Annotated in this window: 18 protein-coding genes; 7 read left to right on the forward strand and 11 right to left on the reverse strand. The window is 72.4% G+C overall.

Annotated elements, in window-relative coordinates; genetic code table 11:
- Positions 1 to 2 precede the first annotated feature (2 nt).
- Genes AAH991_RS14425 through AAH991_RS14435 form a run of 3 tightly spaced genes read right to left on the reverse strand, consistent with a single transcriptional unit; the run spans position 3 to position 2,746 of the window.
- Positions 3 to 1,034 (reverse strand): glycosyltransferase family 2 protein, encoded by a 1,032-nt coding sequence (locus tag AAH991_RS14425; RefSeq protein ID WP_346226305.1) that lies wholly within the window; start codon positions 1,032 to 1,034, stop codon positions 3 to 5.
- Positions 1,031 to 1,732 carry a sulfotransferase family protein gene (locus AAH991_RS14430; protein WP_346226306.1) on the reverse strand — a complete coding sequence of 234 codons (702 nt, stop codon included), beginning with the start codon at positions 1,730 to 1,732 and terminating at the stop codon, positions 1,031 to 1,033. The genes AAH991_RS14425 and AAH991_RS14430 overlap by 4 nt, the downstream gene beginning before the upstream one ends.
- Before the next feature lie 6 nt (positions 1,733 to 1,738).
- On the reverse strand, positions 1,739 to 2,746 hold the full coding sequence (locus AAH991_RS14435; RefSeq protein WP_346226307.1) for a glycosyltransferase family 2 protein: 1,008 nt from the start codon (positions 2,744 to 2,746) through the stop codon (positions 1,739 to 1,741).
- Between the two features lie 208 nt (positions 2,747 to 2,954).
- Between AAH991_RS14435 and AAH991_RS14440 the strand changes: the two genes are divergently transcribed.
- The 6 genes from AAH991_RS14440 to AAH991_RS14465 all read left to right on the forward strand — a co-directional run bounded on the left by AAH991_RS14440 (position 2,955) and on the right by AAH991_RS14465 (position 9,543).
- Entirely contained in the window at positions 2,955 to 4,217 is a 1,263-nt protein-coding gene (locus AAH991_RS14440; RefSeq protein WP_346226308.1) for an endonuclease/exonuclease/phosphatase family protein, read from the forward strand.
- A gap of 18 nt (positions 4,218 to 4,235) precedes the next feature.
- The gene (locus AAH991_RS14445) at positions 4,236 to 5,318 is read left to right on the forward strand and encodes a glycosyltransferase (RefSeq protein WP_346226309.1); all 1,083 of its coding nucleotides are present in this window, start codon (positions 4,236 to 4,238) and stop codon (positions 5,316 to 5,318) included.
- Positions 5,315 to 6,310 (forward strand): lysylphosphatidylglycerol synthase domain-containing protein, encoded by a 996-nt coding sequence (locus tag AAH991_RS14450; RefSeq protein ID WP_346226310.1) that lies wholly within the window; start codon positions 5,315 to 5,317, stop codon positions 6,308 to 6,310. Before AAH991_RS14445 ends, AAH991_RS14450 begins: the two co-directional genes overlap by 4 nt.
- A 57-nt stretch (positions 6,311 to 6,367) precedes the next feature.
- Complete coding sequence (locus AAH991_RS14455) at positions 6,368 to 6,718, forward strand: cellulose binding domain-containing protein (protein WP_346226452.1); 351 nt, start codon at positions 6,368 to 6,370, stop codon at positions 6,716 to 6,718.
- Positions 6,719 to 7,056: 338 nt separating this feature from the next.
- Positions 7,057 to 8,076 (forward strand): hypothetical protein, encoded by a 1,020-nt coding sequence (locus AAH991_RS14460; protein WP_346226311.1) that lies wholly within the window; start codon positions 7,057 to 7,059, stop codon positions 8,074 to 8,076.
- 153 nt (positions 8,077 to 8,229) lie between these two features.
- On the forward strand, positions 8,230 to 9,543 hold the full coding sequence (locus tag AAH991_RS14465) for an MATE family efflux transporter (protein ID WP_346226312.1): 1,314 nt from the start codon (positions 8,230 to 8,232) through the stop codon (positions 9,541 to 9,543).
- A gap of 200 nt (positions 9,544 to 9,743) precedes the next feature.
- Here AAH991_RS14465 and AAH991_RS14470 read toward each other — a convergent pair whose 3' ends face one another.
- The 8 genes from AAH991_RS14470 to AAH991_RS14505 form a co-directional block, all read right to left on the reverse strand.
- The gene (locus AAH991_RS14470; RefSeq protein WP_346226313.1) at positions 9,744 to 11,984 is read right to left on the reverse strand and encodes a hypothetical protein; all 2,241 of its coding nucleotides are present in this window, start codon (positions 11,982 to 11,984) and stop codon (positions 9,744 to 9,746) included.
- 14 nt (positions 11,985 to 11,998) lie between these two features.
- Positions 11,999 to 21,373, reverse strand: a complete 9,375-nt coding sequence (locus AAH991_RS14475) for a calcium-binding protein (RefSeq protein WP_346226314.1) — start codon at positions 21,371 to 21,373, stop codon at positions 11,999 to 12,001.
- Positions 21,374 to 21,635: 262 nt separating this feature from the next.
- The gene (locus AAH991_RS14480; protein ID WP_346226315.1) at positions 21,636 to 22,088 is read right to left on the reverse strand and encodes a hypothetical protein; all 453 of its coding nucleotides are present in this window, start codon (positions 22,086 to 22,088) and stop codon (positions 21,636 to 21,638) included.
- 234 nt (positions 22,089 to 22,322) lie between these two features.
- A complete protein-coding gene (locus tag AAH991_RS14485; RefSeq protein ID WP_346226316.1) occupies positions 22,323 to 23,240 on the reverse strand; it encodes a TIGR03619 family F420-dependent LLM class oxidoreductase in 918 nt (305 codons plus the stop codon).
- A gap of 213 nt (positions 23,241 to 23,453) precedes the next feature.
- Positions 23,454 to 24,065 carry a hypothetical protein gene (locus AAH991_RS14490; RefSeq protein WP_346226317.1) on the reverse strand — a complete coding sequence of 204 codons (612 nt, stop codon included), beginning with the start codon at positions 24,063 to 24,065 and terminating at the stop codon, positions 23,454 to 23,456.
- Positions 24,066 to 24,250: 185 nt separating this feature from the next.
- Positions 24,251 to 24,694 carry a histone-like nucleoid-structuring protein Lsr2 gene (locus tag AAH991_RS14495; protein WP_346226318.1) on the reverse strand — a complete coding sequence of 148 codons (444 nt, stop codon included), beginning with the start codon at positions 24,692 to 24,694 and terminating at the stop codon, positions 24,251 to 24,253.
- A 304-nt stretch (positions 24,695 to 24,998) separates the two neighbouring features.
- The gene (locus AAH991_RS14500; protein ID WP_346226319.1) at positions 24,999 to 25,355 is read right to left on the reverse strand and encodes a nuclear transport factor 2 family protein; all 357 of its coding nucleotides are present in this window, start codon (positions 25,353 to 25,355) and stop codon (positions 24,999 to 25,001) included.
- A gap of 157 nt (positions 25,356 to 25,512) precedes the next feature.
- Complete coding sequence (locus AAH991_RS14505; RefSeq protein WP_346226320.1) at positions 25,513 to 26,001, reverse strand: nucleoside deaminase; 489 nt, start codon at positions 25,999 to 26,001, stop codon at positions 25,513 to 25,515.
- 43 nt (positions 26,002 to 26,044) lie between these two features.
- On the opposite strand from AAH991_RS14505, the gene AAH991_RS14510 reads away from it, so the two are divergent.
- Entirely contained in the window at positions 26,045 to 26,800 is a 756-nt protein-coding gene (locus AAH991_RS14510; RefSeq protein ID WP_346226321.1) for a DNA-formamidopyrimidine glycosylase family protein, read from the forward strand.
- The last annotated feature ends 23 nt before the right edge of the window (positions 26,801 to 26,823 follow it).

A 26,823-nucleotide genomic window follows, 5' to 3' on the forward strand; every position in this document is an offset into this window, starting at 1 on the left:
GGTCACACCTCCACCAACGCGGAGCGGGCGGGGATGTCGTAGGTACGCCGGAACCGGCTCGACAGGACGCACTGGGCGACGCCGGCGAACACGGCCACCGCGACGGTCACGTTCACCAGGAAGTGCACCGCGGCGAAATAGAGGGTGAACCGGGTGCCTGCGTAGCCCAGGACGAAGCGGTACATGCCGAGGTCCGCCGCGATCGACGCGGCCAGCAGCGCGGCCGGCGCCACCAGCCAGACCGGCCCGAGCAGCAGCGGCAGCGGCGCGCAGAGCACGGCGAACAGGGCCGCGAGCGAGCCCCAGCCGCGGCTGCTCTGGGCCGGGCCGCCGTTGAAGTCCGGGCGGCGCAGGTACAGCGGGATGTGCAGGCGGGCGCGGTGGAAGAACTTCGACAGCACCACGCCGAGCCTGTCGTCGTGGTCGTGCCTGCCCCTGATCCGGTTGTCCAGCACGATGCGGTACCGCTGCGTGACCCGGTGGCCGTACTCCGCGTTCTCGCTGTGCCGCAGCGCGGGGTTGAGCGGGCCCACCTCGCGGAAGACCTCGGCCCGCATGGCGAACAGCGCGGAGTAGATCGTGCTGATCTCGCCCTCGTCGCCGGAGATCCAGTAGTGCAGCTGGAGGCTGCGGTAGCGCTCCACCCGGCTGTCCGGGATCAGCGGCTCCGGGTCGTAGGTGCCGCACACCACTCCCAGGGTGGGGTCGGAGGTGAGCAGGTCCACGGTGTGCTCGACCACGTCCTCGGCCAGGGCGAGATCGGAGTCGAGGAAGAACAACACGTCCCCGCTCGCGTACTCCACGCCGAGGTTGCGCGCCGCCGGAGCGCCGATGTTGGTCTCGGTCTCCACGACCCGCACCCCGTGCCGGTGCGCGATCTCCACCGAGTCGTCGGTGCTGCGGTCGTCGACGACGATGACTTCGATATGCGGATAGGTCTGCCGCTCCAGTGCGCTCAGGCACAGGTCGAGCGTGCGGGCGTAGTTGTAGTTCGGCACGATGACCGAGACCAGCGGGCGTACCTGTGATGTCATCGGTGTCCTCCTCGCCTCGTACGGCGCAGCAGCAACGGCAGGGGCCGGCTGAGGCCGCTCCTGGTGAAGTCCGTGGCGCCGTTCACGCGGGGGAACGGCTCGTCCGGAACCGGGACCCCGAGGAACGCGCACAGTGGGTTCCAGCCGTCGGCGGCGTCGAAGACGAGCAGCCGCTCGGCCGGGATGGCCGCGATCACCCTGGCCGCGTGCTCCTCGAACAGCCGGATGGCCCGTTCGGGTTCGCGGTCGGCGGGTGTCGCGAAGGTCCGCGCGTCGAGGGTCGTGTCGACCATCCCGACGAACGCGGCGAGGTCGGTGCGCAGCAGCGACGACAGCAGGACGGCGGTCCGGCCCGGCAGCGACTCGATGCGCCGCCGCTGGGCGAACAGCGTCCGCCGCATGCTTGTCAGCCAGCGGTCCGGGTCGCGCGTGGTGAGGATGACCTTGGCCTTCGGGTAGTGCTCGGCGAGCTGCCGCCAGTAGATCGAGGTCGGGCCGTCCACGCACGACTCGTAGCCGAGGAGCAGCCGGTCCCAGTCCACCTCGCGGGCCGTGGCGGCGGCGAGCCAGCTCCTGATCTGCCACGGGTGGTCGAACACGTCGACCATGTGGTGGCACGGCCCGAAGCCGAGCCGCTCCAGCGCGGTCTTGAGGGAGAGCGTCCCCGTCCGGCCGAAGCCGGTGCCGATGACCTGCATGGCCGGTCAATCCTGGGCCGCGAGCATCTGGGCGGGCTTCTCCAGGCGGGAGAGCGCGAGACGCTGCAGGACGCCCACCGCTCCGCCGAGGGCGCCGGTGAAGGTGACGGCGAGGTGCACGCCGGAGAAGTAGACGCCGAACGCGGCCCCCCGCTGGGCGAAGGCGAAGCGGTGGGTGCCGGCGTCCAGGGCCGCGGCGGCGGCGACGAGCGCGGGTGGCACGAGTGCCCCGGCCCGGCCCGCCACCATGGGCAGGGCGAGCGCCGGGACCGCGGCGAGCAGCAGGACGCCGCCGACCGCGCGGGGCACCGAGTCGCCGGGCGTCTCGCCCTGGTGCCAGTCCAGGGCGCTGAGGCGGGCGCGGCGGAACACCTTGCGCAGGATCGTCCGTACGGTCGGGTCGTGGTCCTTCCTGCCGCGGATCGCGTCGCTCAGCTTCACCTGGTGGGAGCACGTCACCCGGATGCGGTAGTCGGAGGAGACGGTCTCGCGCAGGCGGGGGTCGAAGGGACCGACCTCGGCGAACACCTTGGCCGGGACGGCGAGCACGGACGCGTGCAGCTCCAGGGTGGGCCGGTGGGCGGGCATCCACCAGCGGTGCATCTGCACGGCGCGATACTGGGAGGCCAGGCTCTGGGACACCAGCGACTCGGGCCGCAGGACGCCGCCGAGCGCGCCGATCTCCGGGTGGGACTCCAGTATCCGCACCGCGTTCTCCACGGCGTCGGGGTCGAGCGCGATGTCGGCGTCGAGGAAGAACAGGATGTCTCCGGTGGCGTGCTCGGCGCCGAGGTTGCGCGCGGGGGTCGGGCCGCCGTTGACGTGGGTGCGCACCACCGTGGCGCCCTTCGACGCGGCCACCCGGGCCGCGTCCTCGGTGCCGCAGTCGTCCACCACGATGACCTCGATGTGCGGATAGGTCTGCTCCTTCACCGCGTCGAGGCAGAGTCGCAGTACGTCGGACCTGTTGTAGCTGGGGATGATCACCGAGACGAGCGGGTGCTCCTGACTCATGATGTGCTCCAGAGGCCGGAGGTCGTCGGTTCCGAAACGTGCATGTCAGACCTCGTGTTCGGCACACGCTAGGCACAGCGGCTTGTCCCAATCTTGTCGCCTGCGCGCGGGCCGGCCGCGCCGCCCGCCGTCGGCCGCCGACAAGGATGCGACAAGGAGCGCTCAGTAGGTTCGACGCCGGTCCCCCCACCGAGGATGGTGTCGATTGATGAGCGATCGGGACGCCCTGGTCGAGGAGCAGCCCATGACCGCCCCGCCCGAGCCCGGGACGGGCTGGGCGGCACGTGTCCGCCGATTCGTCCGCCCCCGGCGGCGCTGGTGCCTGGGCACCAAACTGGTGGTGACCGCCACCATGGCGTGGCTGCTCTTCGTGGTCTGCCACCTGCTGGCGAGCGGGCGGACGTCGCTGTGGGCGCCGCTCGAGCTGATTCCGCCGCTGCTGTTCCTGGCGGTCCCCGTGTCGCTGATGGTCGTGGCGCCCCTGGCCCGGCCGGTCCGCTGGCGGATCGTGTCGCTGCTGGTGGTCGCCGCGGTGCTCGGCGCCGGGCGGAGCGGGGTCAACTACGCCACCCTCTGGTACACCCCGCCGCCCGCCCGCCCCGGAGCCGTCACGGTCGTCGCCTGGAACACCGAGTTCTGGGACCAGGACCTCCGCAACTCCGACGGCACCCGGTTCTCGCCCGGGTTCTACGACTACCTCCACAGCCTTGACGCCGACGTCTACCTGCTCGCGGAGTACCTGCACAGGGACATGCGCCCGGCGCGACGCTGGACGGGCGACCTCGCGCTGCGCATCGACAAGCTGGCGGAACTGCGCCGCGAGTTCCCCGGCTGGCACGTCGCGGTCTCCGGCGAGCAGATCACGCTCTCGCGGTTCCCCATCACCGCGCACCGCGGCCTCGACATGCGCCCGTGGCTGCCGGCGGACCAGAAGGAGATCCCCGACGTCCTCCGGCACTGGCCGGAGGGGTACACGGTCGAGACGCTGCGCACCGACATCGACGTGAACGGCACCGTCGTCTCCTTCTACGACGCGCAGGTCGTGCTGCCCCCGCTCGAATGGCGCCTGTACGACGCCGAGTCCCGCGAGGTCAACGAGAGCCGGACCCTGCGCCGGGAGGCGAGCTACCGCGCCATCAGCGCGGACATCGCCGCCAACCCCAATCCCGTGGTGCTCGCCGGCGACCTGAACACCTCCCCGGCCATGGGCATCCGCCGTCTGCTCCCCGAGGGGCTGGTCGACTGGACGCCCGCGCTCTCGTCCCTCTACCCGGCGACCTACCTGGCCGGGACCGCCGAGCTGTGGCGGATCGACTGGCTCTACACCACCCCCGACGTGACGGTGCACGACTACGAGCTGCCCGGTGCGGAGGGACAGTCCGATCATCGGGCCCAGCGCATGCTCATGTCGGTGTCCCGACCGGCGCGGGCCCCACAGACGACGCCGCGGACGACCCTGCCGACGACCTGACCGACGAGAGGAACGGACATGCCCGACGAGCCGATGTGGCGTGATGACGTCGCGGTCATCGTGCCGAACTACAACAAGAGGAAGACCCTGCGCGCCTGCCTGAAGTCGGTGTACGCGCAGACCTACCGCCCCGCCGAGGTCATCGTCGTCGACGACGTCAGCACCGACGGCTCGCTGGAGATAGCGCGCGACTTCCCGTGCACGATCGTCGAGTCGCCGTACAACGGGGGGCCCGCGGTGGCCCGCAACCTCGGGGTGGCGAGGAGCTCGGCGCCGCTGCTGTTCTTCGTCGACTCCGACACGGCGCTCGCGCCGGACGCGATCCGCAACGCGGTCAAGGCGTACCGGAGCACCCCGGACTGCGGCATGGTGCAGGGCATCTACGACGCCGATCCGCTGTACGACGACGGCCCGGTCGAGCGCTACCGGGTGCTGTGCGAGCACTACGAGCGCAGCCAGACCACGGCGACGTTCCTGTCCTGCACGCTGATCCCCCGCCATGTCTTCGAGGAGGCGGGCCGGCTCGACGAGCGGCTGCGCGACGGCGAGGACTTCGAGTTCGGCACGCGTGTCCCGGCTCACTACCGGCTGGTGGTGACCACCTCGGTGGTGACGAAGGCCGACGACGAGGACAAGTTCTGGGGATGCCTCGTGGAGCGGTTCGTCCGGTCCACGACGCTCCCGGTGATCATGGTGCGCGCCCGGCGGCTGCGCGACGAGGGGAAGGTGGGCTTCCAGCTCAACATGATCGGAACGGGTCAGCACAAACGGCGCAAACCCCCCAGCATCTCCTCGGCGTCCGCCACGGCCACCTTCCTCACCCTGCCGCTCGCGCTGGTGAGTCCCTGGCTGCTGGCCGTACCGGCGACGACGCTCGGGGTGTTCCTGTGGAAGAACCGCAGGTTCATCGGCTTCGCCCGCCGTCACGGGGGCGCCCGCTTCGCGTCGTGGGTCGCCTGGATGCAGCTCTGCTTCCACACCGCGTTCTTCCTCGGCGCCTGCGTGGGGCTCGTACGCGTCGCCTACGAACTGGCCCGCAGACAGGGGGAGCCGGTCAGGACGGGCCTGTCCCCGGTGCCGTCGAGCGGCGCGCCCGAGTGAGGGCGATCAGGCTCCCCCGCCTGCCGCGCCCGGTCCGTCGGGCGCTGGTGGCCGCCTTCGTCCTCGTCGCCGCGGGCGCGATCGCGCTGACGCTGAGCCGGCTGGACTGGGGCGTGGTCGCCGTCCTGTTCGCCCGGCGCGACGCCGGGCAGATCGGTCTCCTGCTGGGCGGCGCGCTGCTGGCGAGCATGGCGGGGCTGTCGTTCGGGTTCCTCGCCTGGCGCGTCGTGCTGCTGGAGAGCGGCCCCCCGGTCAGCGAGCCGCGGGTGGTGCGGATCTTCTTCGTCGGCTTCCTGTCCAAGTACGTGCCCGGGCGGGTGCCCGGGATGATCGCGATCACCAAGGTGGCCACGGCCAACGGCGTCGGTTTCGGCCGGCTGATGAGCACGGCCGCGCTCGTCATGAGCCTGGTGCTGCTGAGCGGGTTCACGGTCGGGCTGCTCGCGGGGGTGCAGATGCTGGGCGCCCGGGCGGCGTGGCTCGCGGGCGCCGCCGTGCTGATCGTGCTCGTCCTGGTGCGCCCGCAGATCGTCAACCGGGGCTCGGCGCTGCTGCTGCGGCTGCTGCGCCGCCCCTCTGCGGCCAGCGCCGTCTCGGTCCGGGGAGTACGGCTCGCGGTCGCCTGGCAGAGCCTGTCCTGGGTGGTCACCGGGCTGCACCTGTGGCCCCTGGCCATCGCGGTGGGCGCGCCCCCGTCGCGCTCCCTCGCCCTGTGCGTCGGCGCGTTCACGCTCGCCACGACGATCGGCATCGCCAGCGTGTTCATCCCCGACGGCATCGGCGTCCGCGAGGCGGTGCTGGCGGCCGCGCTGGCCCTGGTGCTCCCCGCCCCCGCCGCCGCGGTGGTGGCCCTGGCCAGCCGCCTGGTCTCCACCGTCAGCGAGGTCGTCCTCGGCGCGGCCGCCCTCGCCACCGCCGAATATCTCATCCGCCGCAAGCCGCGGAGTTTCACTGGGCTCCAAACTATTGACGGTGAATCCGCTGGTGTGTGAGCCTTCCCTTTCAGATTTCCAGGCCCGCGGGAGGAGGACGGTCAGGGTCCCCGCCTGATCGGCCAGTGGGGCGGCGGCTTCCAGGCCGAGGTCAAGGTCACCGCGGGCCGCTCGGCGATCAAGCGCTGGACGGTGACGCGGACCTTCGCCGACGGCCGATCCGTCACCGACGCCTGGAACGCGACGGTGAGCGGCAGCGGGGCGAGCGTGACCGCCCGCGACATGAGCTACAACGGCAGCCTCGGCGCCGGGGCCGGCACGACCTTCGGGCTCCTCGGGTCGCGGAACGGCGGCAACAGCGTCCCCTCGCTGTCCTGCACCGCGAGCCGACCGGATGAACAGTGCGGGCCGGGCGCGGCGTGCGCCCGGCCCGCGGCCGTGTGGTGGGGCATGGGCCCCACCACATGAGATCAACGTCTCGGATGGCCGGAGAATCTGAAATCCGTCGATCCCCCGCGACCTGCCGAAAGGCGACCGGACCGTCTCATGGCCCGGATTGCCCCGAATGGAGTCGGCGTATATGGGGAAGGTCTCCACAATCCCTCGGAAGCGACACGGTTTGGCAACAAATCCGCCCGTCGCTTCCATCGGATATCGGGGCAGAGCGCTCCGATACGACCGCCGCCGTTCGGCGGAGACCATCGGATCGACGATACGGAGGAACGGTGATGCCGACCAACCCCCACCACCCGAGTAAAGGACTGCGGTCCCGATCGGGTGGGTCACGCCGGCGCATCTCCCCACCCATGATCCTCGCGACCGCGTTCGTGCTGACCGCGGCGGGCGGCGCCGGGGCGTCGGCGGCATCCGCCGCCACGCCCGTCAATACGCCACCCGAGACGTCCGAGCCCGTCGTGACGGCCACCGTGACGATCACGCCGACGGCCGGCCCGGCGGAGACCGCCCCCGGCTCCCCCGCGGCGACCCCTGCCACCGGGGTCCCCCTGGTGGGGCCGTTCCTCGGCGCGCTGCACGGCGAGGTGGTCGTGCCCACCAAGGACGGATGCGGCACCGTCCCCGTCTTCACCCAGACCGGGCAGGCCGTCGCCGTGTCGGAGGACTCGATCACCCTCCGCAGCCAGGACGGCTTCGAGCGGTCGTACGCGATCGCCGACTCCACGCGGGTGTTCACCGGTCGCCGCGGCGGCGAGATCCGGCAGGACGCCTGGGTCTCGGTGGTCGCGGCCGTGCAGCCCGCCCCGCAGAGCCCCGCCCCCCAGAGCCCGGCCCCCCAGAGCCCGGCCCCGCCGACCGATATGCCGACGCCACCGGACAGCACGCCGGCCCCGCCGACGGAGGGCACCCAGACTCCGCCCGGCAGCACCCCGACGCCGCCGACGGAGAGCACGCCCACTCCTCCGGAGACCACGCCGACCGAAGGCACCGCGGCCCCCTCCGAGGGCACGCCCACGCCGCCCGTGGACTCCCCCACTCCCCTTCCGGGCGGGACGGACTCCGTTCCTCCGCCGATCGAGCAGACGACGCCCGCCGCCCCGCAGGGGGAGACGGCGGCGGCCGCCTACGTCTTCGACCTCTCACGGCCGGGCAAGCGGCTGTGGTACCACGGCAAGAGCACGCCGTACTCCCTGCAGTGGCGCTCCGGGAAGCCCGTCTGGCGCACCCCCAAGCCCTGCCCGACGCCGACGCTCATCCCCACCGAGCCGCCGGCCGCCACACCCGAGCCGACCACGACCCCCACGGAGACAGCGGCTCCCAGCCCTGAGCCGACGCCCGCGGACACCCCGACCCCGAGTCCCGCGTCCTGATCACGTGCCGGCCGGCCCTCGCATGACCAGTGAGGGCCGGCCTTTCTCTGCCTCACCCCTCGGCACTTGTTGCAAATAGCTCGCAATAACAAGAGACTGGCAACAAGTAGATCGCGAGGTCCGGCGCACTGGGCCCTTTCCTTGAGGACGTCCATGGGTGATGGGGATCGAGCCGGGTCACCGCTGCGCCAGATACTCGCGCTCGCCGTGCCCGCGCTCGGGGTCCTGGCCGCCGAGCCGCTCTACCTGCTGGTCAACACGGCCGTGGTCGGCCGTCTCGGCGCGGTGCCGCTCGCGGGGCTGTCGGTCGGCGGGATCGTGCTGGCGCAGATCGCCTCGCAGATGACGTTCCTGTCCTTCGGCACGACCGCACGCGCGGCCCGGCTGTACGGCGCCGGCCGCCGGGCCGACGCCGTGACCGAGGGGGTGCAGGCGACCTGGCTCGGCGCGGTCGTGGGGCTGGTGATCACCCTGGCGGGACAACTGCTCGCCGCACCGGTCGCCGGTTTGCTCGCCGGTGACGGCCCGGTCGCCGACGCCGCGGTGAGCTGGCTGCGGATCGCCCTGCTCGGCGCGCCCCTGATCCTGGTCACGATGGCCGGCAACGGATGGATGCGCGGCGTCCAGGACATGCGGCGCCCGCTGCGCTACGTGCTCCTCGGCAACGGGATCTCCGCGGTGATCTGCCCCGTGCTGGTGTACGGGCTCGGCTGGGGGATCAACGGCTCCGCGGTCGCCAACGTGGTCGCGCAGCTCATCTCCGCGAGCCTGTTCGTGCGGGCGCTGGCGGCCGAGGGCGTGCCGCTCGCCCCGGTTCCGTCCGCGATTCGCGCGCAGCTCGGCATGGCGCGTGACCTGGTGGTGCTCGGCCTGGCCTTCCAGACGTGCTGGGTGTCGGCGACCGCGGTCGCCGCCCGCACCTCCGCCGCGGCGGCCGGCGCCCACCAGGTGGTGTTCCAGCTGTGGATGTTCCTGGCCTTCGTCCTGGACGCGCTGGCCATCGCCGCCCAGGCGCTGGTCGGGGCCGCGCTCGGCGCGGACGACGCGGCGCGGGCGCGCCGCCTGGCCTGGCGGGTGACCGGATGCGGGCTGGTCTTCGGGAGCCTGCTCGGCGTGGTGTTCGCGGCGCTGGCCGGGTCCCTGCCCCACGTGTTCACCACCGACGCCACGGTGCTGGCCGAGATGCCGCAGGCGTGGTGGTTCTTCGTCGTCCTGCAGCCGATCGGCGGCGTCGTGTTCGCCTTGGACGGAGTGCTGCTCGGCGCCGGCGACGCGGCCTACCTGCGCACCGCGACGGTGAGCGGGGCGGTGCTGGGGTTCCTGCCGGTGGTGTGGGCGTCGCTCAGATTCGGCTGGGGGCTGGTGGGCATCTGGTCGGGGTTGTCGGCCTTCCTCCTGATCCGGATGGTCGCCTCGCTGGCCAGACTGCGATCCGGCCGCTGGGCGGTGCTCGGCGCCGAACGCTGACCGCCGCGCGTTCGCGACGGTCGTGCGAACCGTCCGGAGACCGGTTTTCCTCGTCCGATCCCCCTGATGCGGCGTGAGTTCGGCGGTCCCGACCGTGACGGCGGGGCCGGCCACCTCTGACCGCTGCGCGAGCACGTGCGCAATGGGAGCGGCGGCCCTCCCCGGGAGGAGGAAGGGCCGCCGCCCGGCTCCGGTGCCGATCAGGTGTGGGTGAGCAGGACGTTCCCCTCGCCGCTCTTCCTGATCACGATGACGGCGTAGACGCCGGTCACCTTCGGGTCCGCGATGGTGATCCGCTCGGCCTTGTTCGGCCCGCCGCTCGCCGAGCGCCGCGCGGCGGATCGTGGCAGGCCCCATCGGCCGGCGTCCGGCGCCATGACGAACAGGTCGAGGTCCTGGCCGTTCCGGGGGAGGACGTTGATCGTCGAAGGCACGCCCTTCTCGATCCAGGTCGTACGGATCTCCACCAGGCGGTCGGCGCCCATCCCGAACTCCATCGGCGTGCCCTTCTCCAGGTCGCCGTCGGGCGCCTTCGCCGCCTCCGTCACGAACTCCTGGTAGTCGGTGTCGGAGGTCACGGCGACGGAGAAGAGCTCGTCCTGCGGGGTGGGCTGCACGGCCACGAAGTCCGGGCCCGAGCTGCCCCACTCGGAACTGGTGACCGCGTCGTTCGGAGCGCCGGCGGGCGTCACCCGCATGTCGACGTCCGCGCCGCCGGCCCCCGAGGTGGCCGTGGCCACCACGGACCAGCTGCCGGCGGTGGTGCGGAAGTCCTGCGTGTACGGCAGGTTGGCGGGCCGGTACGCCGCCGTCCTGTCGTTGAGGATCTCGGAGTAGCCGGGAAGCACGGTGTTGTGGAACAGGACCTCGTCCGCGGCGGGCCGGTCCCGTGCCTCCAGCTGGCCGAGGAACTGGTGGATGTCGTCCGCCGGCGCCTTCCTGAAGGCGGTCACCATACCCGCGGGGCCCAGGCTGGAGGTGTCCCAGTACTTCTCGTTCCGCGTTCCGGAGTCTCCGAGGTCGATGAGGACACCGGCCACCCTGCCCTCGACCGCGTCCGTGCCGCTTCCGCTCGGCCAGCCCTCGGTGAACCAGCGCGGGCTCTCCAGGTCGATCGCGCCATCGGTGCCCCAGCGGTAGTGGGTGTCGCCGTAGACCTGGATCGCCACCCAGTCGGCCCACCCCTCGGTCCAGGCGCACCCCGGGGTGGTGATCTTCTGGGCCCAGTGGTCCTGGCAAAGGGGGCCGATGGGCGGCATGCCGTTGTAGGTGTAGTCCATGATGAAGTGCCCCAGCTCGTGGGCGACCGTCATCTTCCTGAGCTGGGCCGGCGCGCCCAGGTGGAGCTCGAAGCGGTTCGGGCACTCGGCGCCGCCTGCGTACGGGCAGTAGTAGGACCCGCCGGCCGTGTCGGGCGCCCACAGGATCCGCACGGATTGGCAGTTCACCTCGCCGGGCTTCCAGCACTCGTTCCCGGGCACGCCGAGCCAGCCCGTGTACGCCTTCCAGGTCTCGTACGCCGAGGTGAAGACGCGGAACCCGCCCTCCAGCGGGCTGCCGCGCCCGGACTCGTAGTCGATGGTCGTCAGCGTGCCGGCGGGCACGTCCCAGGTCACCTCGCTCACTCCGCTGTAGGAGTCCCCGGTGGCCGGGTTCACCACGTCCCACTCGTTGTTGATGGAGCTGACCTGGATGTAGACGTCCTGCGCGCCGCCGTCCTGGTCGACGCCGGGGAAGCAGATCTTGTAGTCGCCCGCGCCGTCGGTCAGCGTCCAGCCGAGATTGTCGGGGCCCTTCGCGTCGGTGTCCCACGCCTCCACGAGCGTCCTGGGCACGCCCCTGACCGTGCCGTCCTCCGACTGGACGTGCTTGACGCGCCCCTGTACGCAGGTGTCCCCGGCGAGGGACTTCGCCGCGGCCGGCATCCGCGCCTCGCGTACGGGGAGATCGCGCGGCATGCCGAAGATCGACGACCGCTCCCCGATCGTGAGGTAGGCGAGCCCCTCGCTGCCCGGGCCCGGGCGCCCGTCGCGGGCCTGGACGCGGATCGAGGCGGGACCGGGGGCGACGGCGGCGACCACGCCCTCGTACCGGACGGCCTTGCCGCGCCGGGCCCGCTCCGTACGGCTCGCGCGGTCCACGGGGCTGCGGCCGATCGTCGCCGCACCGCGGTCGAGCCCGGCGGGCGGGCGCACCCAGCGCAGCGTCTCCGGCAGCTCGATGACGGTCGTGGCGTCCGGCAGGTCCTCCTTCGCGGTGACCTCGACCGTGAGCGTCGCGGTCTGTCCCACGGCCGGGGCGCGGTCGAGTTTCACGTCGACGGTGAAGCAGTACCCCGGATCACACGAGGGCGGCTTCGCGGGGGCCGCGTGCGCGGCGGGCACGGGGGCCGCGACCAGTCCGGTGGCGACCAGGGCGGCCGCCATCAGTCGGCGTAACATCCTTTTTCTCCTGATCAGCCCGCGCAGGCGACGGGCGAGTCGAAGTGTCCGGGTGAGGTGGGATAGGGCGAGCCGTTGTCGCCGGCGGGGATCGCCAGCTCACGCTCGGCCGAGGGGTCGCCCTGGACACGGCCCGCGCCGGAGCCCCAGGCCACCTTGGCGAGGAAGTCGCGCATCGCGGGCGAGTGCTGGCGGACGATGTTGTGCCCGCCGTTGGCCGGACCACAGTGGGTGTACAGGTTGAACGACCCGTTCCAGTCGATCATCTTGTCGCCCGGGTTGGGCCCGTTCGCGGTGCGGTCGCCCTGCAGCACGTCCCGGCCCTCGCCGCCGTACTGCCAGTCGACGCCCTGGTGGTGCTGGTCGTCGGCGGCGGACGCGTTGTCCTTGCCGGTCATCCGGAACCACAGGCACGGGTCGACGACGGTGGTGAGCGTGCCCTCGGGCATGCGGCCGGGGGCGCAGTCGTCCGGGAAGGAGCCGCGCGGGTTGTAGTCGAGCAGGTCCGCCCCGGCTCCGCCGAAGACGTGGTCGACGAACCGGTCGCCGGTGCCCCGGGCGGCCGGGTCGAACGCGCCGCCGCCGAGGCAGTCGGCGGTCGCCGCGTCCAGGACGGGGTCGCAGCCCTTGCCGCCCCAGATGACGTCCGCGCCGTCGTCGCCGAAGACCTCGTCGCCGCCGCTGTCGCCGTTGATCAGGTCGTCGCCCGCGCCGCCGTGCATGCTGTCGCGGCCCGGCCCGCCGCGCATGCGGTCGTCGCCGCCCTTGGCGAAGCCGTCGTGCGGCATGGCCGCGGTGACCCAGGTGTCGCCGTCCGCGTCGTGCAGCAGGTCGGTACGGCGGTCGTAGGAGCCCGCCGGGAAGCCCCGGTAGGTCTCCTTCGGCGGGGCGTTCAGGCTGACGGTGAAGCCGAGCCGCTGGGCGTCGCCCGCGTCGATGCGCTCGTCGACCACGCCGCCGCGGTCGCCCAGCATGGCGTCCTCGCCGTCGCCGCCGTCCATCTCGTCGTCGCCGAGCTCGCCGAACAGGTCGTCGTCGCCCGCGCCGCCGTACAACCGGTCGTCGCCGTCCTGTCCCCACAGCCCGTCGTCGCCCTCGTCGCCGTACAGGCGGTCGGCGCCGAAGGCCCCCGCCGGCTCGCACGTCGGCTGGGCCTGGGTGCAGAACCGGGTGGAGTCGCCGGGCAGCGCCGGGTCGTGCGTACGGCTGCGCGTGGCGTCGGCCGGGGCCTGGCCCGCCGCGTAGCGCTCGGTGTAGACCCGCTCGGTGTTCCCGGTCAGCGTGCGGACGAGCGAGCCGTTGTCGCCGAGCAGCACGTCGGCCGCGCCGCCGCCCTCGATCGCGTCGCCCTTGTCGGCCGCGCCCGGCGTGGCCGAGCCGCCGATCAGATCGTCCTGGCCGGGGGTGGTGTCGCCCTCCAGCTCCGCTGGCTCGCTCGCGACTCCCTTCCACCCGGGGTCGCCGAGCGGCTCGCTCTCGGTCTGGGTGGACTCGGCCGACAGCGGGAGGTCGCCGCGGATCTGGTCGGCGCCGCCGCCGCCCTCGGCGTAGTCGCCCTGGCCGCCGCCGGAGAGGTGGTCGTCGCCGTCCTGTCCCCACAGCGCGTCGACGCCCGACCCGCCGGAGACGCGATCCTCGCCCGCGCCCTCACCCAGGAGCTTCACCGCCCGCGGGGTCATCGGCGCGCCGGCCGAGCCCAGCCGGACGGTGGCCCGGGTAGGCGTGCCCGCCAGGGTCACCACCGCGTTGTCGCCCGTGACGACGTCGTCGCCGGGGCCGCCGAACAGCGCGTCGGCGGCGTCGTCCGCCGCGACGTGCGAGCCGCCCACCACGTCGTCGTCGCCCCGGTCGCCCTCGACCCAGTCGACGCCCGCGCCTCCCTCGGCATAGTCGTCGCCGTCCTGGCCGCGGAGCCGGTCGGCGCCGCCCTGGCCGAAGATCGCGTCGTTGCCCGCGCCGCCGTCGGCGACGTCCGCGCCGGAGCCGCCGGCGAGCGGCTCCACCCGGTGGGTGTGCGCCTGACCGGGCCGTACGGCGACGGGGGTGGCCGTGCCGGTCGTGCTCAGGACGGCGTTGTCGCCGGCGATCACGTCCGGTCCGTCCCCGCCGAGCAGGGTGTCGCCCGCGTCGGGGTGCGGCCCGGAGCCGCCTCCGGCGAGCTCGTCCTCCCCGGCCTCGCCGAAGACCTGATCGGCGCCGTTGCCGCCCTCCAGATGGTCGTCACCGGCGTCGCCGTGCACCTCGTCGGCCCCGATCCCGCCGAAGGCGGTGTCGTCGCCGTCACCGCCGTGGATCACGTCGGGCCCGCCGGCCTTCTCCGGCGTCCCGTCGAGGTCGGACGAGCCGGTGGCGTCGCCGTTGTCGCCGACCAGGCGGTCGGCTCCGGCGTCGCCGTAGAGCGTGTCGCCCGCGTCGTCCCTGCCCGCCGTACGGCTGCCGCCGACGAGCAGGTCGTCACCGAGGCCGCCGAACGCGGTGTCCTCGCCGGCCTCGCCGACGACCACGTCGTCCTGGGCGCCGCCGTACAGGGTGTCGTCGCCCGGGCCGCCGGTCACCTCGTCGGCTCCGTCGTCACCGTAGGCGGTGTCGTCACCCGAACCGCCGCTGACGTCGTCGTCGCCCGCGCCGCCGTACAGGGTGTCGTCGCCCTTCTCACCGCAGACGCGGTCCCTGCCGCCACCGGCCTCGACCCGGTCCGCGCCCCCGCCGGCCGAGACGGTCTCCGTGCCGGAGCCGCCGAGGACGAGGTCGCGGCCGTCGCCGTCCGCCCCGGCATCCGTGCAGGGCTCGTCGCGCCGCCTGTCGCCGAAGATCGTGGCGCCGCCGTCGCCGCCCACGACGTGGTCGTCGCCGTCACCGCCGACCAGCAGCTTCACCGAGGGCTGCACGCCCGCGGGCAGCGGCAGGTGCCGCACCCGCCTGGCCGGGCCGTAGTCGTCGCGGCCGTCGGCCTCGCTCACGTCGGACGGTTCGGCGATCACCCAGTCGTCGCCGGGGCCGCCGAAGATCTCGTCCTTGCCGTGGCCGCCCGCGAGGACGTCCTCGCCGCCGCCGCCGAGGATCCGTACGGTCTCGCCGGGAGCGGAGTGCCCCGCCACCAGGTCCACCGCCCGGCCGCCGTACACCGTGTCGGCGCCCGCACCGGTGTCGACGTAGTTCGGCCCCGAGTCGGCCGGTCCCGCCTCGTCGGGCCCGAACTCCTCCCGCGGTCCGGTGTGGATCTCGTCGGCGGCCGATCCTCCGGTGAGAGTGTCGGCGCCGGGCCCGCCGACCAGCAGGCTCGGCTGGGCGCGGTAGCGGGGCGACGGGTCGGTCTCGGCGAGAGGGCTGTCGGAGGCGACGCCGATGGTGTCGTTCCCGCCGTTGCCCCACAGCCGGTTCGCACCGAGCCCGGCGGCGATCCGGTCGTCTCCGTCACCCGGGCCGTCGTCCGGCGCGCCGGGCAGGCCGTCGGCGGTCCAGTCGGCCACCTCGGCCGTGCCGACCTTGCGGACGGCGGGAGTCAGGCGGCCGTCGCCGGCGACCCAGCCCCCCGCGCCGCCGATCGTCAGGTAGTCGTCGCCCGGGCCTCCGGCCAGGATGGCGGCCGTACCGCCCTGCTCGTCGTAGGAGTCGCCGCTGGTGATCTGGTCGTCGCCCCTGCCGCCGTCGATCACGTTCTTTCCGGCGCCGGCGAGGATCATGTCGTCGCCGTCGCCGCCGAAGGCGACGATCTTCCGGTCGAACGGGAACGGCGCGCCGGAGTCGTCGGCGTACCCCTGGAAGACGAGCTTGAGGCCGCCCTTGGCGCCGCGGCCGTCGGCCAGCACCCGGTCGAGGCCCGCCGTGTGGTGCTCCTCGCGGACGCCGAGGGCGTTGACCACGAATCCCTCGTCGCCGGGGAGCTGGCTGACCGTCCACTGCTCGGCGTCGTCGCCGGGCTTGGCCGTGCTGCCGCCCCTGGCCGCGCGCATCGGGCCGATGTGCAGCACCAGCGCCTCACCGCTGACCGTGGCCAGCTTGGGCGGGGCCTCGTCGCACTTCGGCTTGGCCGAGAAGTCGAGCAGCGTGGCCTCGACGATCGTCCAGTCGAACCGCTTCTTGAAGATCGAAATGCCGATCTCCACCCAGGCCTTGAGATAGACCTTGAGCTTGCCCTCCATGGTGAACAGGCACAGCGGGTTGCGCAGCAGGACGCCCGCGAACTCGAAGAACCTGAACTTGCCGTCGTTGGTCGGGTCGGCCCAGAGCATCGAGATGCCCAGGGCGATTCCTCCGCTCACGCCCGCCTTGACGAGCAGCAGGTCGACTCCGGCTCCCGCTTCCAGCGTCCCGTACAGGCTGATCGCCGGCAGCGGCCGGCCCCGCTCGTCGGTGGTCTTCAGGTAGAGGCTGTCGAGGATCTGGAGGTCGGCCTTGCCCTGCTCGATGGCCTTGCGGATGCCGTAGGTGTCGAAGCCCGCCCTGATCCGCGCCTCGACTCCGGCGGTGCCGGAGATGACGACCATGATGGGCGGCGGCGCGTAGACCGGGCCGAACGACTGGCTGTAGGTGAAGCCGAGGCGCAGCGGACCGGAGTCGAAGGCGACCAGCTCGACGTCCTTGCCCATGAGCAGGCTGAAGATCGACCGCCCGGCGTTGTCGAGCACGGGGAAGCTGAAACCGGCCTTGCCGGACTGCTGCATCGGGCCCTGCTCGTCCGCGGCGGCCTTCGCGGCGGTGGCGGCCTTGCCCTTGTCGCAGCTCCTGGCGCCCTGGTCGAGCGCCGCGAGCAGGTTGTCCGTGGTGGGCGACACGTCGGCGATCAGCGAGTCCGCCACGTCCGGCGAGTTCTCCGTGGTGAGAGCCCTGTCACCGGCCACGGTGAAGCTGCCGATGGGGATGTGCAGCTCGCCCCGGCAGTCGGGCAGCGAGGTCACCAGCTTGGTGATCTCGATCATCCGCTCGATGAACTGGGTCGTGCTGTTGCCGCCCAGGGTGTTGAACTTCTTGGCGATCGTCATCAGGTTCACGTCGCCGCCGCCCGCGGCCCGGCTGAGGTCCGAGAGCACCGGGATGGGCGCGTAGAGCTGGTCGACGACCGGACGCACCGGGTCGGTGACCCGCTTGACCTGCGTCACCACCGGCCCGAGGACCGTACGGAAGAAGTCGCCGGCCTCCAGGTTGACGTCGGTGAAGGCGATGGACAGGTTCGCGGGGTCGGGCGAGCCGCCCTTCGTGAGGTCCCATGCCAGGTGGAAGTCGCCGAACAGACCGGGCAGCATCGGCGATCCGGGCGTCACGGTGAAGCGCCAGTCGACGGCCGCGTTGGCGTGCAGCGACGTCTCCACCAGGTCGGAGGCGTCGGCGAGCTGCGCCAGCCCGATCTTGCCGACCGGCTTGAGCCCGACGGTGAACGTGCCCGCGAACAGGTCGGGAGACTGCGGCGAGCGGTTCTTCACCGTGACGTCGAGGATGGACAGCTTGGCGTTGATCTCGTCGGGCAGCGACACGTTCACGCCCACGGTGGCCTGCGGCCTCTTGTCGGGCGTCGCGTCGATGTAGAAGCCGTTGACGCGGTCGAGGCCCACGGTCACGTCCACGTGCCAGCCGAGCTCGGCCCGCACGCCCTTGCCCGGGCCCTGCCGCAGCGCGAGACCGGGGACGCCGATGTCCAGCTGCCGTTCGAGGGCCGCGCAGCCCTCCACGCAGCCCTGCCGCGGGTCGACCGTGCCCTTGCCGATGCTCATCGTGAACTTCACGCCGGTCAGCTCGGTGCCCTTGGCGGCGTCGCAGGCGGTGGGGTCCGCGGGCTCCGGCGCCTGCACACAGGTGATCAGCGGTTGCACGCCGGGGCCGACCTTGGGGGCGAGCTCGGCGTTGTACCACTCGCGCAGGTCCTTGCCGGTGGGCACCCGGCCGCCGTTCGGCAGCGTGGCGATCGCCGCCTTGATCTCCTGGCGCTTGGCGCCGACGAAGTCCGCGCCCTGCTGCAGGTCGTCGCCGACCAGGGGCAGTCTGCCGCCGTAGGAGACCGTGCGCATGCCGGCCTCCAGCGCGGTGAGGTAGCGGTCGATGCCGTCGCCGAGGTTGGTCCAGTCGAGCTCCAGCCCGGCGGGCAGGGTGGAGAAGTCGAACTCGGGCACCTCCAGCCGGTCGATGTCGCCCGGCAGCTTCTTCGTCAGGTCGAACATCTCGGCAAGCGGAGCGGCCCTGGGCAGGCGCAGCACGAGCGCGTGCCTGCCGTCCGCGGTGATCGGGCTGCCGTTCACGTAGGCGGGCAGCACCGCGCACAGCGCGAGGTCGGTCTCGTCGCGCCGGGGGTCGCGGTCACAGGTGACCGACTCGGTCGTCTCGTTGAGCGCCAGGTCGAGCCCGGCGAAGAAGTCGGCCGGCGGCACGGCCTCCTGCGACTCGCCGTCGTACCGGAGGGTCACGCCGTACGCGAGCCTGGCCTGCATCGGGTCGTCGTCGTCCGCCTTGCCGACCGAGACGGGCAGCGGGCCGATGTTCGCCTTGATCGCGCCGTCGAGCCGGGCGTTCGCCTCCAGGTCGAGGCCGGAGTCGGTCTCGACGAGCAGGTCGCGGGCGAGGTCGAAATCGCGCTTGAGCGCCACCCGCAGCCCCAGCCGGATCTGCCCGCCGACGGAGGCGTCGAGCGTGCCGGAACCGGAGGCGGCGACCAGGCTGCTGTCCCCGAAGGAGAATCGCAGCGGCTCCTTCAGCGCCGCCTTCTTGTCGTACGCCAGCGACAGGCGCAGCGCGCCGTCCTCGTAGCCGATGCGGACCTGGCCGCCCAGCGCCTTGTTCAGCTCGGCCACCAGCGCCTGGACGGTGTCCGGCGGGGCCGCGGTGAGCCGGTCGATCGCGTCCCTGAGCGGTGAACGCAGCGCGTACGCCGTGCCCGGCTCGGGACGGACCTGCCCGAACTTCGCGGTGAACGCCATGGTGTGCTCGCCGCAGACGGCCGCGACGGTCATCACGCGGGTGCCGATCACGACGCCGCGCCCGATGTGCGCCTGGGTGAACGTCCGCGACGGGTCGGTGACGAAGCCGTTCTCGCTGCCGCAGGCGCCGTCGCCGTACACGACGCCGGGGCCGGAGCCCATCTCGTCGGCGGCGACGAGGTCGGACAGCGAGCGGCCGAGGAGCGGCAGCTTCGCCGTCATCGCCGTGCCGACCGGCCCTTCGGGCTTGACGCGGTCGAGATAGGTGGCCAGCGCGCCCAGCGACTTGACCAGCGCGCCGAACAGCGCCTGCGGGTTGTCGGGGTCGAAGGCGAAGTCCTTGACCTTGCCGATCTGGTCGAAGCCGCGGAAGACCACGGTGCCGGGCGTCCGGACATCCGGCATCTGCACGTCACCGGTGACCTTGCCGCCGAAGAAGTCGGCCAGTCCGGGGACGCCGAGGGTCAGCCTGGCCGTGGCGGTGGCGTCCACCTGGGTGGTGAGGACGTCCGCGGGGTCGCTCGCCAGGCGTTCGAACAGCCGCGTCAGCGGCACGTCCCCGGCGTCCTTGAGCGCGACCTTCACCACGTCGCCACCGGTCTTGCTGCTCATGGACAGGTCGCCGGTGAGCCGTACGCCGAGGTAGCCGACGACGGCGTCCACGTTGACCGAGGTGAGGACCGACACGCGGGCGCCGAACAGGTCGCGGCCGGTACGCAGCATGATCCGGTCGGCGGGCCGGGGCAGCTCGGTGACCACGGTCGCGCTGCCGTCGGGGTTGGTGTGCTTGTAGGGGCACGCCTTCCGCTGCCCGTCCGGGCGGGTGGCGCACGCCTCGCCGGTGGCCGGGTCGCTCAGGTCGAGCACGACCGTGGCGGCGGCGTGGTAGCCGCGCATCACCCCGGCGACCGAGGTGGTCGCGTTGGCCTGGGCGAGGCCCGAGCGGGCCTTGAAGGCGTCACCGAAGGTGATCTGGCCGATCATCGGGTCGGCGGCGGCGATCCGGTAGGCGGTCCCGGCCGCGGGCACGCCGCCGCGCCAGCCGTCGCCGGTCAGCGTGACGACGTCGGCGGTGTTGCCGGCCACCATGCCGGTCGACGTGCCCGCGGTGATCGTGCGGCCGGTGAACTCTCCGGGCGTCCACTTCTGGCCGGCGTGCCTGAGCGTCGTGGCCGTGTAGGTGACGCCGGTGCCCGCGCCGCTGTTCGCCTGCCCGCCGGGGTTGAGCGGCTCGGGCACGGGGTTGACCGCGCGGTCGATCACGAGCGTGAAGGCGATCTTCTTGGTGGCGTCGTCGTAGCCCGCGTCGGCGACCTTGATGATCGCGCCGCCGGGAAGGCCGCGCGCCCTGCCCAGCGCGGCGAACATGTCCTGGATCGAGGTGAAGGTGGGCTGACCGGTGTCGCGGTCGACGCTGTCGGCGACGAACTTGTCGAGCGCCTCGGAGATGCGCACGGCGTCGGCCAGGGAACCCCGCATGAACGGCAGGTCCAGGTCGCCCTGGCCGCCCTGATCCCCCTGGGTGCCCCAGCGGGCCCGCTGCACGGCGGTGATCGCGCCGGACAGATGCGTCAGCCCGTCGAGCAGGTCCTTCGGCGTGAGCGTCTGGAAGCGGTTCAGCCGGTCGAGGTCGGGCTGGCTCACACTCACCTGCGGTCCGCCCGTGGCGAGGTCGGGCCAGCTCACGTCGACGGTCGCGGTGGCGCCCTCGACCTGGGCTCCGGCGAACGGCTGCGCGGTGACCGCGAGCCTGGCGGTCGCCGAGCCCTTCTTGCCGAAGGTGAACAGGCCGGCCGCCGCGCCGTCCGCGCCCAGCTCCCGCAGGTCGAGCCGGCCGTCGCCGTCCGGGTCGGCGGCGGTGGAGGTGAACGTGGAGGTGAAGGAGAGCGACGAGCCCGCGGACAGGTCGACGCCGAGGATGCCGAAGGCGGCCGTGGGCTTGGCCCCCGCCGTCAGCCGCCCGTCGGCCTGCACCGTCACGACGGCGTCCTTGCCCAGCCAGGCCGTCTTGGTGGCGGGGTCGTAGGCGAAGGGCAGCTTCGCGCCCAGCTTCAGCGTGACGTCGACCCCCCCGGAGGTCGTCAGCGAGATTTTGGGCTGTGCGCTGCCGATGGAGACCGGCCGGTCGGCGACCGTCCTGGTCACCTCCAGGGTCAGGTCGAGGTGCCTGACGCCGCCCTGGGTGCTCGCCTCGGCCAGCAACCGGCCGCTGCGCGGACCGGACAGCGGATACTCGTCCTCCAGATCCGACAGGCTGGTCAGGTTCTTGAGCCGGTCGTGGACCGCGACGTCGAACAGGTCGCGCAGGCCCAGGCCGTCCTCCCCGCCGGGTACCAGGCCGACGAGGGGCAACTGCTCGCCCATCGGGCCGAGCGCCGCCATCCCCCTGCCGACGGCGGCGAAGCGTTCGACCGCGGACACGAGCGCGGCGGTCTCCGCGTCCGGTTGCGCGGCCGCGGACGCGGCCTGTGGCAGGCCGGTCACCAGACCTGACATCATCCCCACGACGCACAGCGCGCTGATCAATCGCCGCCTTGACACCGGACCCCCAGAACCGACGGGTTGCATACCGACGGTCTGTTCTAGTGACGGCGACTTGTGATCCGGTTGGATCTGACTTCAGCAGGACGCGTGCGCAGGTCCGGGCAGGTGCCCCTCCACGTACGTCGCGTGGACGCGGAGGGGCACGCCGAGGCGTGCGGCCGCCGCTCCGGCTTCCCGCCGGACCGCGGTCGCGGGAGACGGCCTAGTTGTAGCAGCAGTCGTTCCAGTAGCGGTTGGCCCAGAAGCAGTTCTCCCACCAGCAGTCGTCCCAGTAGGGCGTGTTCCAGGCGCAGTTGTTCGCGTAACCGTCGACGGGGCCGGCGACGAGGTTGTTCGAGACGTTGTTGAAGGTGTTGTTGACACCGTTGTCGAAATAGTTCTCCGTCGGACCGGCGCACCCGTTTCCACACGTTCCGCCGCAGCGGTTGTCACACGGGTTCGTACAGGTGTTACACGGATTGCTGTAGAGGTTATTGCCGGTGTTGTCGAAGGTGTTGTTGTATCCGTTCGTGAACTCGTTCTCCGTCGGGGTGGCATAACCCGAGCCCGTTGGGGCGGTCACCGCGCCCGCCGCCGTGGCGCCCGCGACGAGGGCGCCACCGCCGAGCGCGGTGGAAAGTGCGAGTCCGGCGATGACCTTCTTGAGCTTGGGCATTCTATGTCCCCCTCTAAAGGCTCAACTGCCTAATTTGTGCGGCACGCCGAAGAATGCCGTCTAATGACCGTTAAGTGGCCATTGCCCCGCGACGTCATGTTTTCCAGGCCGGACAAGCGACAAACGGCGATTGAGGGTGTTTAACGACTTGTTTATGGATAAGGGGCGTTAGCTGGGCACTTATGCCGCCTTTATCCCTGAATGTCCGATTTCATCGGGCGGTCGGACATGGCCTCAGCCCGCCCGCACCATGCCGACCAGCGCGTGCGCGACGTCGAGGAACTGGTCACGCGACGAGGTCGTCGTCTGCAGGTCGACGAACGCCTCGTGCGCCCCGGTCTCGGCGAGGGTCAGCAGGTAGTCGGCGACCTGCCGCACGGTCCCCGCGTGCGGCACCTGGTCGGCGGGGGCCGGTGCGTCCGTGATCGCCGGGTTGACGCGCACCACCATGCGCAGCGCGGACGGGTCCCGGCCCGCGCCGGACGCGGCCCGCAGCGCCATGTCCCACAGGCCGGTCAGGTACGGCATGGGCATGGCCGCGCTCAACCAGCCGTCGGCCCGCCGGCCGACCCTCTCCAGCGCCCCGGGCGTGTAACCGGCCAGCAGGATCGGAGGACGCGGCCGCTGGCGGGGCTTGAGGTCGATGTGCGACGGCGGCACCGTCCAGAGCGCGCCCTTGTGCTCGACCACCTCGTCCGTCCAGACGGCCTCCATCAGGTCGAGCGTCTCCTCCAGCCGGTCTCCCCTGCCCCGCCAGGGCACCCCGGTCGCGGTGTACTCGTCGCGCAGCCAGCCGAGGCCGATGCCGACGTCCAGCCGTCCGTCGCTGAGCAGGTCGAGCGAGGTCAGCGTACGGGCGAGCAGCACGGGCGGCTGCCACAGCGCGTTGAGCGTGCTGGTGCCCAGCCGGATCTCACGCGTGCTGACCGCGGCCAGTGTCAGCGCGGTGAGCGGGTCGAAGAACGTCCCGAAGGCCGGCGGAACCGTCCCGTCTCCTCCCGGGTACGGGTCGCTGGGGGCCAGCGGCAGCAGGACGCGGTCGCCCGCCCACAGGCTGTCGTAGCCCATCGCCTCGAGATCCGCGCTCGCCTGCCGCATGAAGTCCGGGTCGGCGAACGCGCCGTACTGGGGAACCGTGTATCCGAGCCGCATGAGTGTCTCCTCGCACTTCGCCATGGCGGAATCGCCCTGTCCGGGCGTCGGCGGAGACGCTAGAAAGGCCCGCTTGCGGAAAACTTGGACCTCTCCAGTGCCGGTACGGAGTCGAAATCGTGCTGTCGCGCGCTCACCCGCACCGGTAGGTCATCTCGTGCGGCGTGCCCGACGGCACCCGGCCGAAACCGAGCGGGCACGCCGCCGTCGCGGTCAGGACAGCTGGATGGCCCTGACGATTCTGCCGAGGTCGGGGACGAGGGGCTCGCTGGCCATCACGGTGATCACGATGCCCTCGCGCTCGACCCAGCCGACGTACTTCCCGTGCCCGAGTGCGCCGTCGCCCTGCCTGCTCATCACCCTGCGGCCGCCGATCTTCTCGATCTTCGTGTTCCACCGGAACGTGCCGATGTCGACCGGGAGCCTCCTGAGCTGCGAGAGCTTGTGCGCGCCCGGCCTGCAGACGACCCGCACCCACAGCGCGCGGTGCTCGGGGTCCACGTCGTCGCGGTCGTCCCACCACGCATAGCCGTACTCGCTCCAGCCCTTGTGCTTCGCCGCGGCCACCCCACCGTGGGCGAGGCCCGTGGGGATGTAGCCGGTGACGAGCCCCTTGACGGCCGTGGAGCCGCGCGGCGGCTGGTCGGCCTTCCCCGCTGTGGACCGCTTGATCTCGGCTTTGGAAGCCGTCGGGCAGGCCGTCTCGGCGAGGACGGAAGCCTGGGCGGGAGAGGCGGCCACAGAGGCGGCCACAGAGGCGGCCACAGCGCTGACCGAGGTGACGACCAGGGAGGAGAGGGCGAGCAGATGCCGGAAACGATTCATGCGCCATTGGATGCGGGGCCGGCGGCATGAGTTCTCCTGGGCGGACCCGTTTCGCCCCGCTTCCCGACGCCGGGGTGTCGTCCGGGAACGGCCACGGGCGAAGGCGCGGAGACGGGCGGAGCCCGGGCCCGGACGCCCGTCACGGCGGGCCGGGCCGGGCGGAGAGTCCGCTCCGAGGCGTCCGTTCAGACGCCGGCCGTCGCCTCCGCGTGCGCGGCGGCCGTCTCCGCGGAGTCCTCCGCGGACTGTCCGGCGGGGTCCTCCTGGCCGGCGTCGGGGGCGGCGTCGGGGTGCGCCGCGACGAACCGCTCGATGACCTCGTCGGCCATCTTCCCGCGCGGGGGCACGTCCAGCCCCTGCTCGCGGGCCCACTCGCGGACGTCCGTCAGGGTGTAACCCCGCAGGCGCGGGGAGGTGTCGGCGGCCTTCTTGGACCGCGACGCCTGCTTCACCTCACGGGCGTTCTCCAGCACTTCCTCGATGAACGCGAGAGCCTCGCTCAGCCGCTGCTGGTTCGCGTCGGACAGGTCGATGGCGAAGGTCCGGTTCAGCAGCGGGAACTCCCGTCGCGCCACATCGTCGCCCTCGGAGTGGTCGAGGTCGTCAACCAGAATCACCTTCTGCGCCACGTGCAGCCCTTCCAGGGTGGATCTCCGTCTAACTGGACCGTGGCATCTTACTGGTGCTCCGCTCACCGGCCCGCCTTCCCCGGTTCCTCCCCCCCGAGCACGAGCGTCACCGCGGCCACGCCGTACGACCGTCGTCAGCGGGGCGGGCGGGAAGCAGCCCGGACCGGAGAAGTCGGGCTGGCCGCCCGCGCTCATGCCCGCCGGAGTCACCGACACCCCCAGGACCAGCCACGGCCATGCTCGGCGGGCCCTCGCCTCATGCGTCACGGCGTGCTCGGACACCGCCGAAGTATCCCCGGACCGATCACTCGGCGCCGTGCGTGCCCCACCCGGAGACGATCAGGTCGTCCTCGAGAACCAGCACCTCGCTGGCGAGTGCCCCCGTCTCCTTCCTGAAGTTGATGACGACACAGTCGATGCCCGCGTAGACGCCGACGACCTCGAACCGCAGATCCGGGTTGCGCCGCAACCCCTCGGCCCAGTAGGCCCGCAGCGCGTCCTTGCCGCGGATCACTCCATCGGAGCCCTCGATGAGCCGCGCCGCGATCGGGGAACGGAACACCACGTCGTCGGCGTAGTGCCGCATGACGCGGTCGAGGTCGTGGGCGTTCCATTCGTCCGCCCAGGTGGCGGCGAACGCGCGGGCCCAGTCGAGATCCATGGTGCCATCCAAGCACTCCCCGGCGCCGCGGCGTCTGCGCCTGCGCCTGCGTCCCGCTGTACGGCCCCGGGCGCCGGGGCGCAGCCGGGCGCCGACCTCACCCAGGTAAGACCGGGCGCGGACGGCACCGGGGAACGGTTCCGATGCGGGAGCAGGTTCAGGAGCCGGTGTGGAGGCGGCGGTGCAGCGCGCGGACCTCGTCGGCCAGCGCGGGCACGGGCCCGGCCACCCGCACGCCGGGCGCGACCTCTTCGACCGGAAGGGTCCGCACCGGCGGGGGTGGCACGTCCCACTCGGCCAGCCACCGCGCGAGCTGCGCCGACGACGCGACGTAGACGATCCGGCCGAGCCCCACCCACCCGTGCGCCGCCGCGCACATCGGGCAGTGCTCGCCGGAGGTGTAGACGGTGGCCTTCGCGCGCTCCTCCGGCGTCATGTTCGCCGCGGCCCAGCGCGCCAGCTCGAATTCCGGGTGCCGCGTGTGGTCGCCGCCCGCCACCCGGTTGCGGTCCTCGGCCAGCACCTCGCCGTCCCCCGCGACCAGCACCGAGCCGAACGGCTCGTCGTCCGCCTCCAGCGCTTCCTTCGCCAGCTCCACACAGCGGCGAAGGTGGCCCATCTCCTCGGGCGTCGGCTCGTAACTCATGATCGATACGGTAACTCCGGACGGGACGGGTAGGGCGAGGGGCATGCCGGAGGGGCATCTGGTCCATCGCTACGCGGACGAGCAGCACGAGGCGCTCGCCGGCCGGGTGGTCAGCGCCACCAGCCCGCAGGGCAGGTTCGACGCCGGCCCGTACGACGGCAGGGTCGTCGAGGGCGTGGAGGCGCTCGGCAAGCACCTGCTCTACCGGCTGGAGGGCGCCCCGGCCATCCACGTACACCTCGGCATGCGGGGTCTCTTCCTGCGCTACGACGACCCGGCGGCCGAACCCCGCAAGGGCACCCGGCTGCGTCTGGCCACCGGAGAGGCGGCGTTCGACCTGATCGCGCCCGCCCGCTGCGAGCCGATGGACGAGCGGGCGCTGGCCGCACTGCGGGCCGCGACCGGCCCCGACCCCCTGCGGGGTGACGTCGGCAGAACCGAGGCCGTACAACGCCTGCTCGCGGCCCACGTCCCGGTCGGCGCCGCCGTGCTCGACCAGGGCGTGTGGTCGGGGATCGGCAACGCCTGGCGGGCGGAGCTGCTCTTCCTCACCGGCCTCGACCCCGGCGCCCGCGACATCGGCGCCGAGGCCGCCGGGCGGCTCTGGGACGCCGCCGTGCGGTACCTCGCGCTGGGCCGCGACGCCGGGCAGGTGGTCAGCGACCCGGAGGCGCCGGACGAGCGGTGGGTCTACAAACGTGAGCGCTGCCGCCGCTGCGGGACCGCCGTCCGGACCTGGACGCTGGCCTCGAGGACGGCGTACGCGTGCCCGGCCGACCAGCACCTCGATGCCCTCTGACCTGGGAAGTCATGCCGTTACGG

The sequence above is a fragment of the Microbispora sp. ZYX-F-249 genome (genome assembly GCF_039649665.1).
In the GTDB taxonomy this organism is placed as follows: Bacteria; Actinomycetota; Actinomycetes; order Streptosporangiales; family Streptosporangiaceae; genus Microbispora; species Microbispora maris.

Excerpts from the sequence above, each read along its gene's own strand:
- AAH991_RS14425 (WP_346226305.1), bottom strand. The coding sequence starts at position 1,034 with ATGACATCACAGGTACGCCCGCTGGTCTCGGTCATCGTGCCGAACTAC.
- AAH991_RS14430 (WP_346226306.1), bottom strand. The coding sequence starts at position 1,732 with ATGCAGGTCATCGGCACCGGCTTCGGCCGGACGGGGACGCTCTCCCTC.
- AAH991_RS14435 (WP_346226307.1), bottom strand. The coding sequence starts at position 2,746 with ATGAGTCAGGAGCACCCGCTCGTCTCGGTGATCATCCCCAGCTACAAC.
- AAH991_RS14440 (WP_346226308.1), top strand. The coding sequence starts at position 2,955 with ATGAGCGATCGGGACGCCCTGGTCGAGGAGCAGCCCATGACCGCCCCG.
- AAH991_RS14445 (WP_346226309.1), top strand. The coding sequence starts at position 4,236 with ATGCCCGACGAGCCGATGTGGCGTGATGACGTCGCGGTCATCGTGCCG.
- AAH991_RS14460 (WP_346226311.1), top strand. The coding sequence starts at position 7,057 with ATGATCCTCGCGACCGCGTTCGTGCTGACCGCGGCGGGCGGCGCCGGG.
- AAH991_RS14465 (WP_346226312.1), top strand. The coding sequence starts at position 8,230 with ATGGGTGATGGGGATCGAGCCGGGTCACCGCTGCGCCAGATACTCGCG.
- AAH991_RS14470 (WP_346226313.1), bottom strand. The coding sequence starts at position 11,984 with ATGTTACGCCGACTGATGGCGGCCGCCCTGGTCGCCACCGGACTGGTC.
- AAH991_RS14480 (WP_346226315.1), bottom strand. The coding sequence starts at position 22,088 with ATGCCCAAGCTCAAGAAGGTCATCGCCGGACTCGCACTTTCCACCGCG.
- AAH991_RS14485 (WP_346226316.1), bottom strand. The coding sequence starts at position 23,240 with ATGCGGCTCGGATACACGGTTCCCCAGTACGGCGCGTTCGCCGACCCG.
- AAH991_RS14490 (WP_346226317.1), bottom strand. The coding sequence starts at position 24,065 with ATGAATCGTTTCCGGCATCTGCTCGCCCTCTCCTCCCTGGTCGTCACC.
- AAH991_RS14500 (WP_346226319.1), bottom strand. The coding sequence starts at position 25,355 with ATGGATCTCGACTGGGCCCGCGCGTTCGCCGCCACCTGGGCGGACGAA.
- AAH991_RS14505 (WP_346226320.1), bottom strand. The coding sequence starts at position 26,001 with ATGAGTTACGAGCCGACGCCCGAGGAGATGGGCCACCTTCGCCGCTGT.
- AAH991_RS14510 (WP_346226321.1), top strand. The coding sequence starts at position 26,045 with ATGCCGGAGGGGCATCTGGTCCATCGCTACGCGGACGAGCAGCACGAG.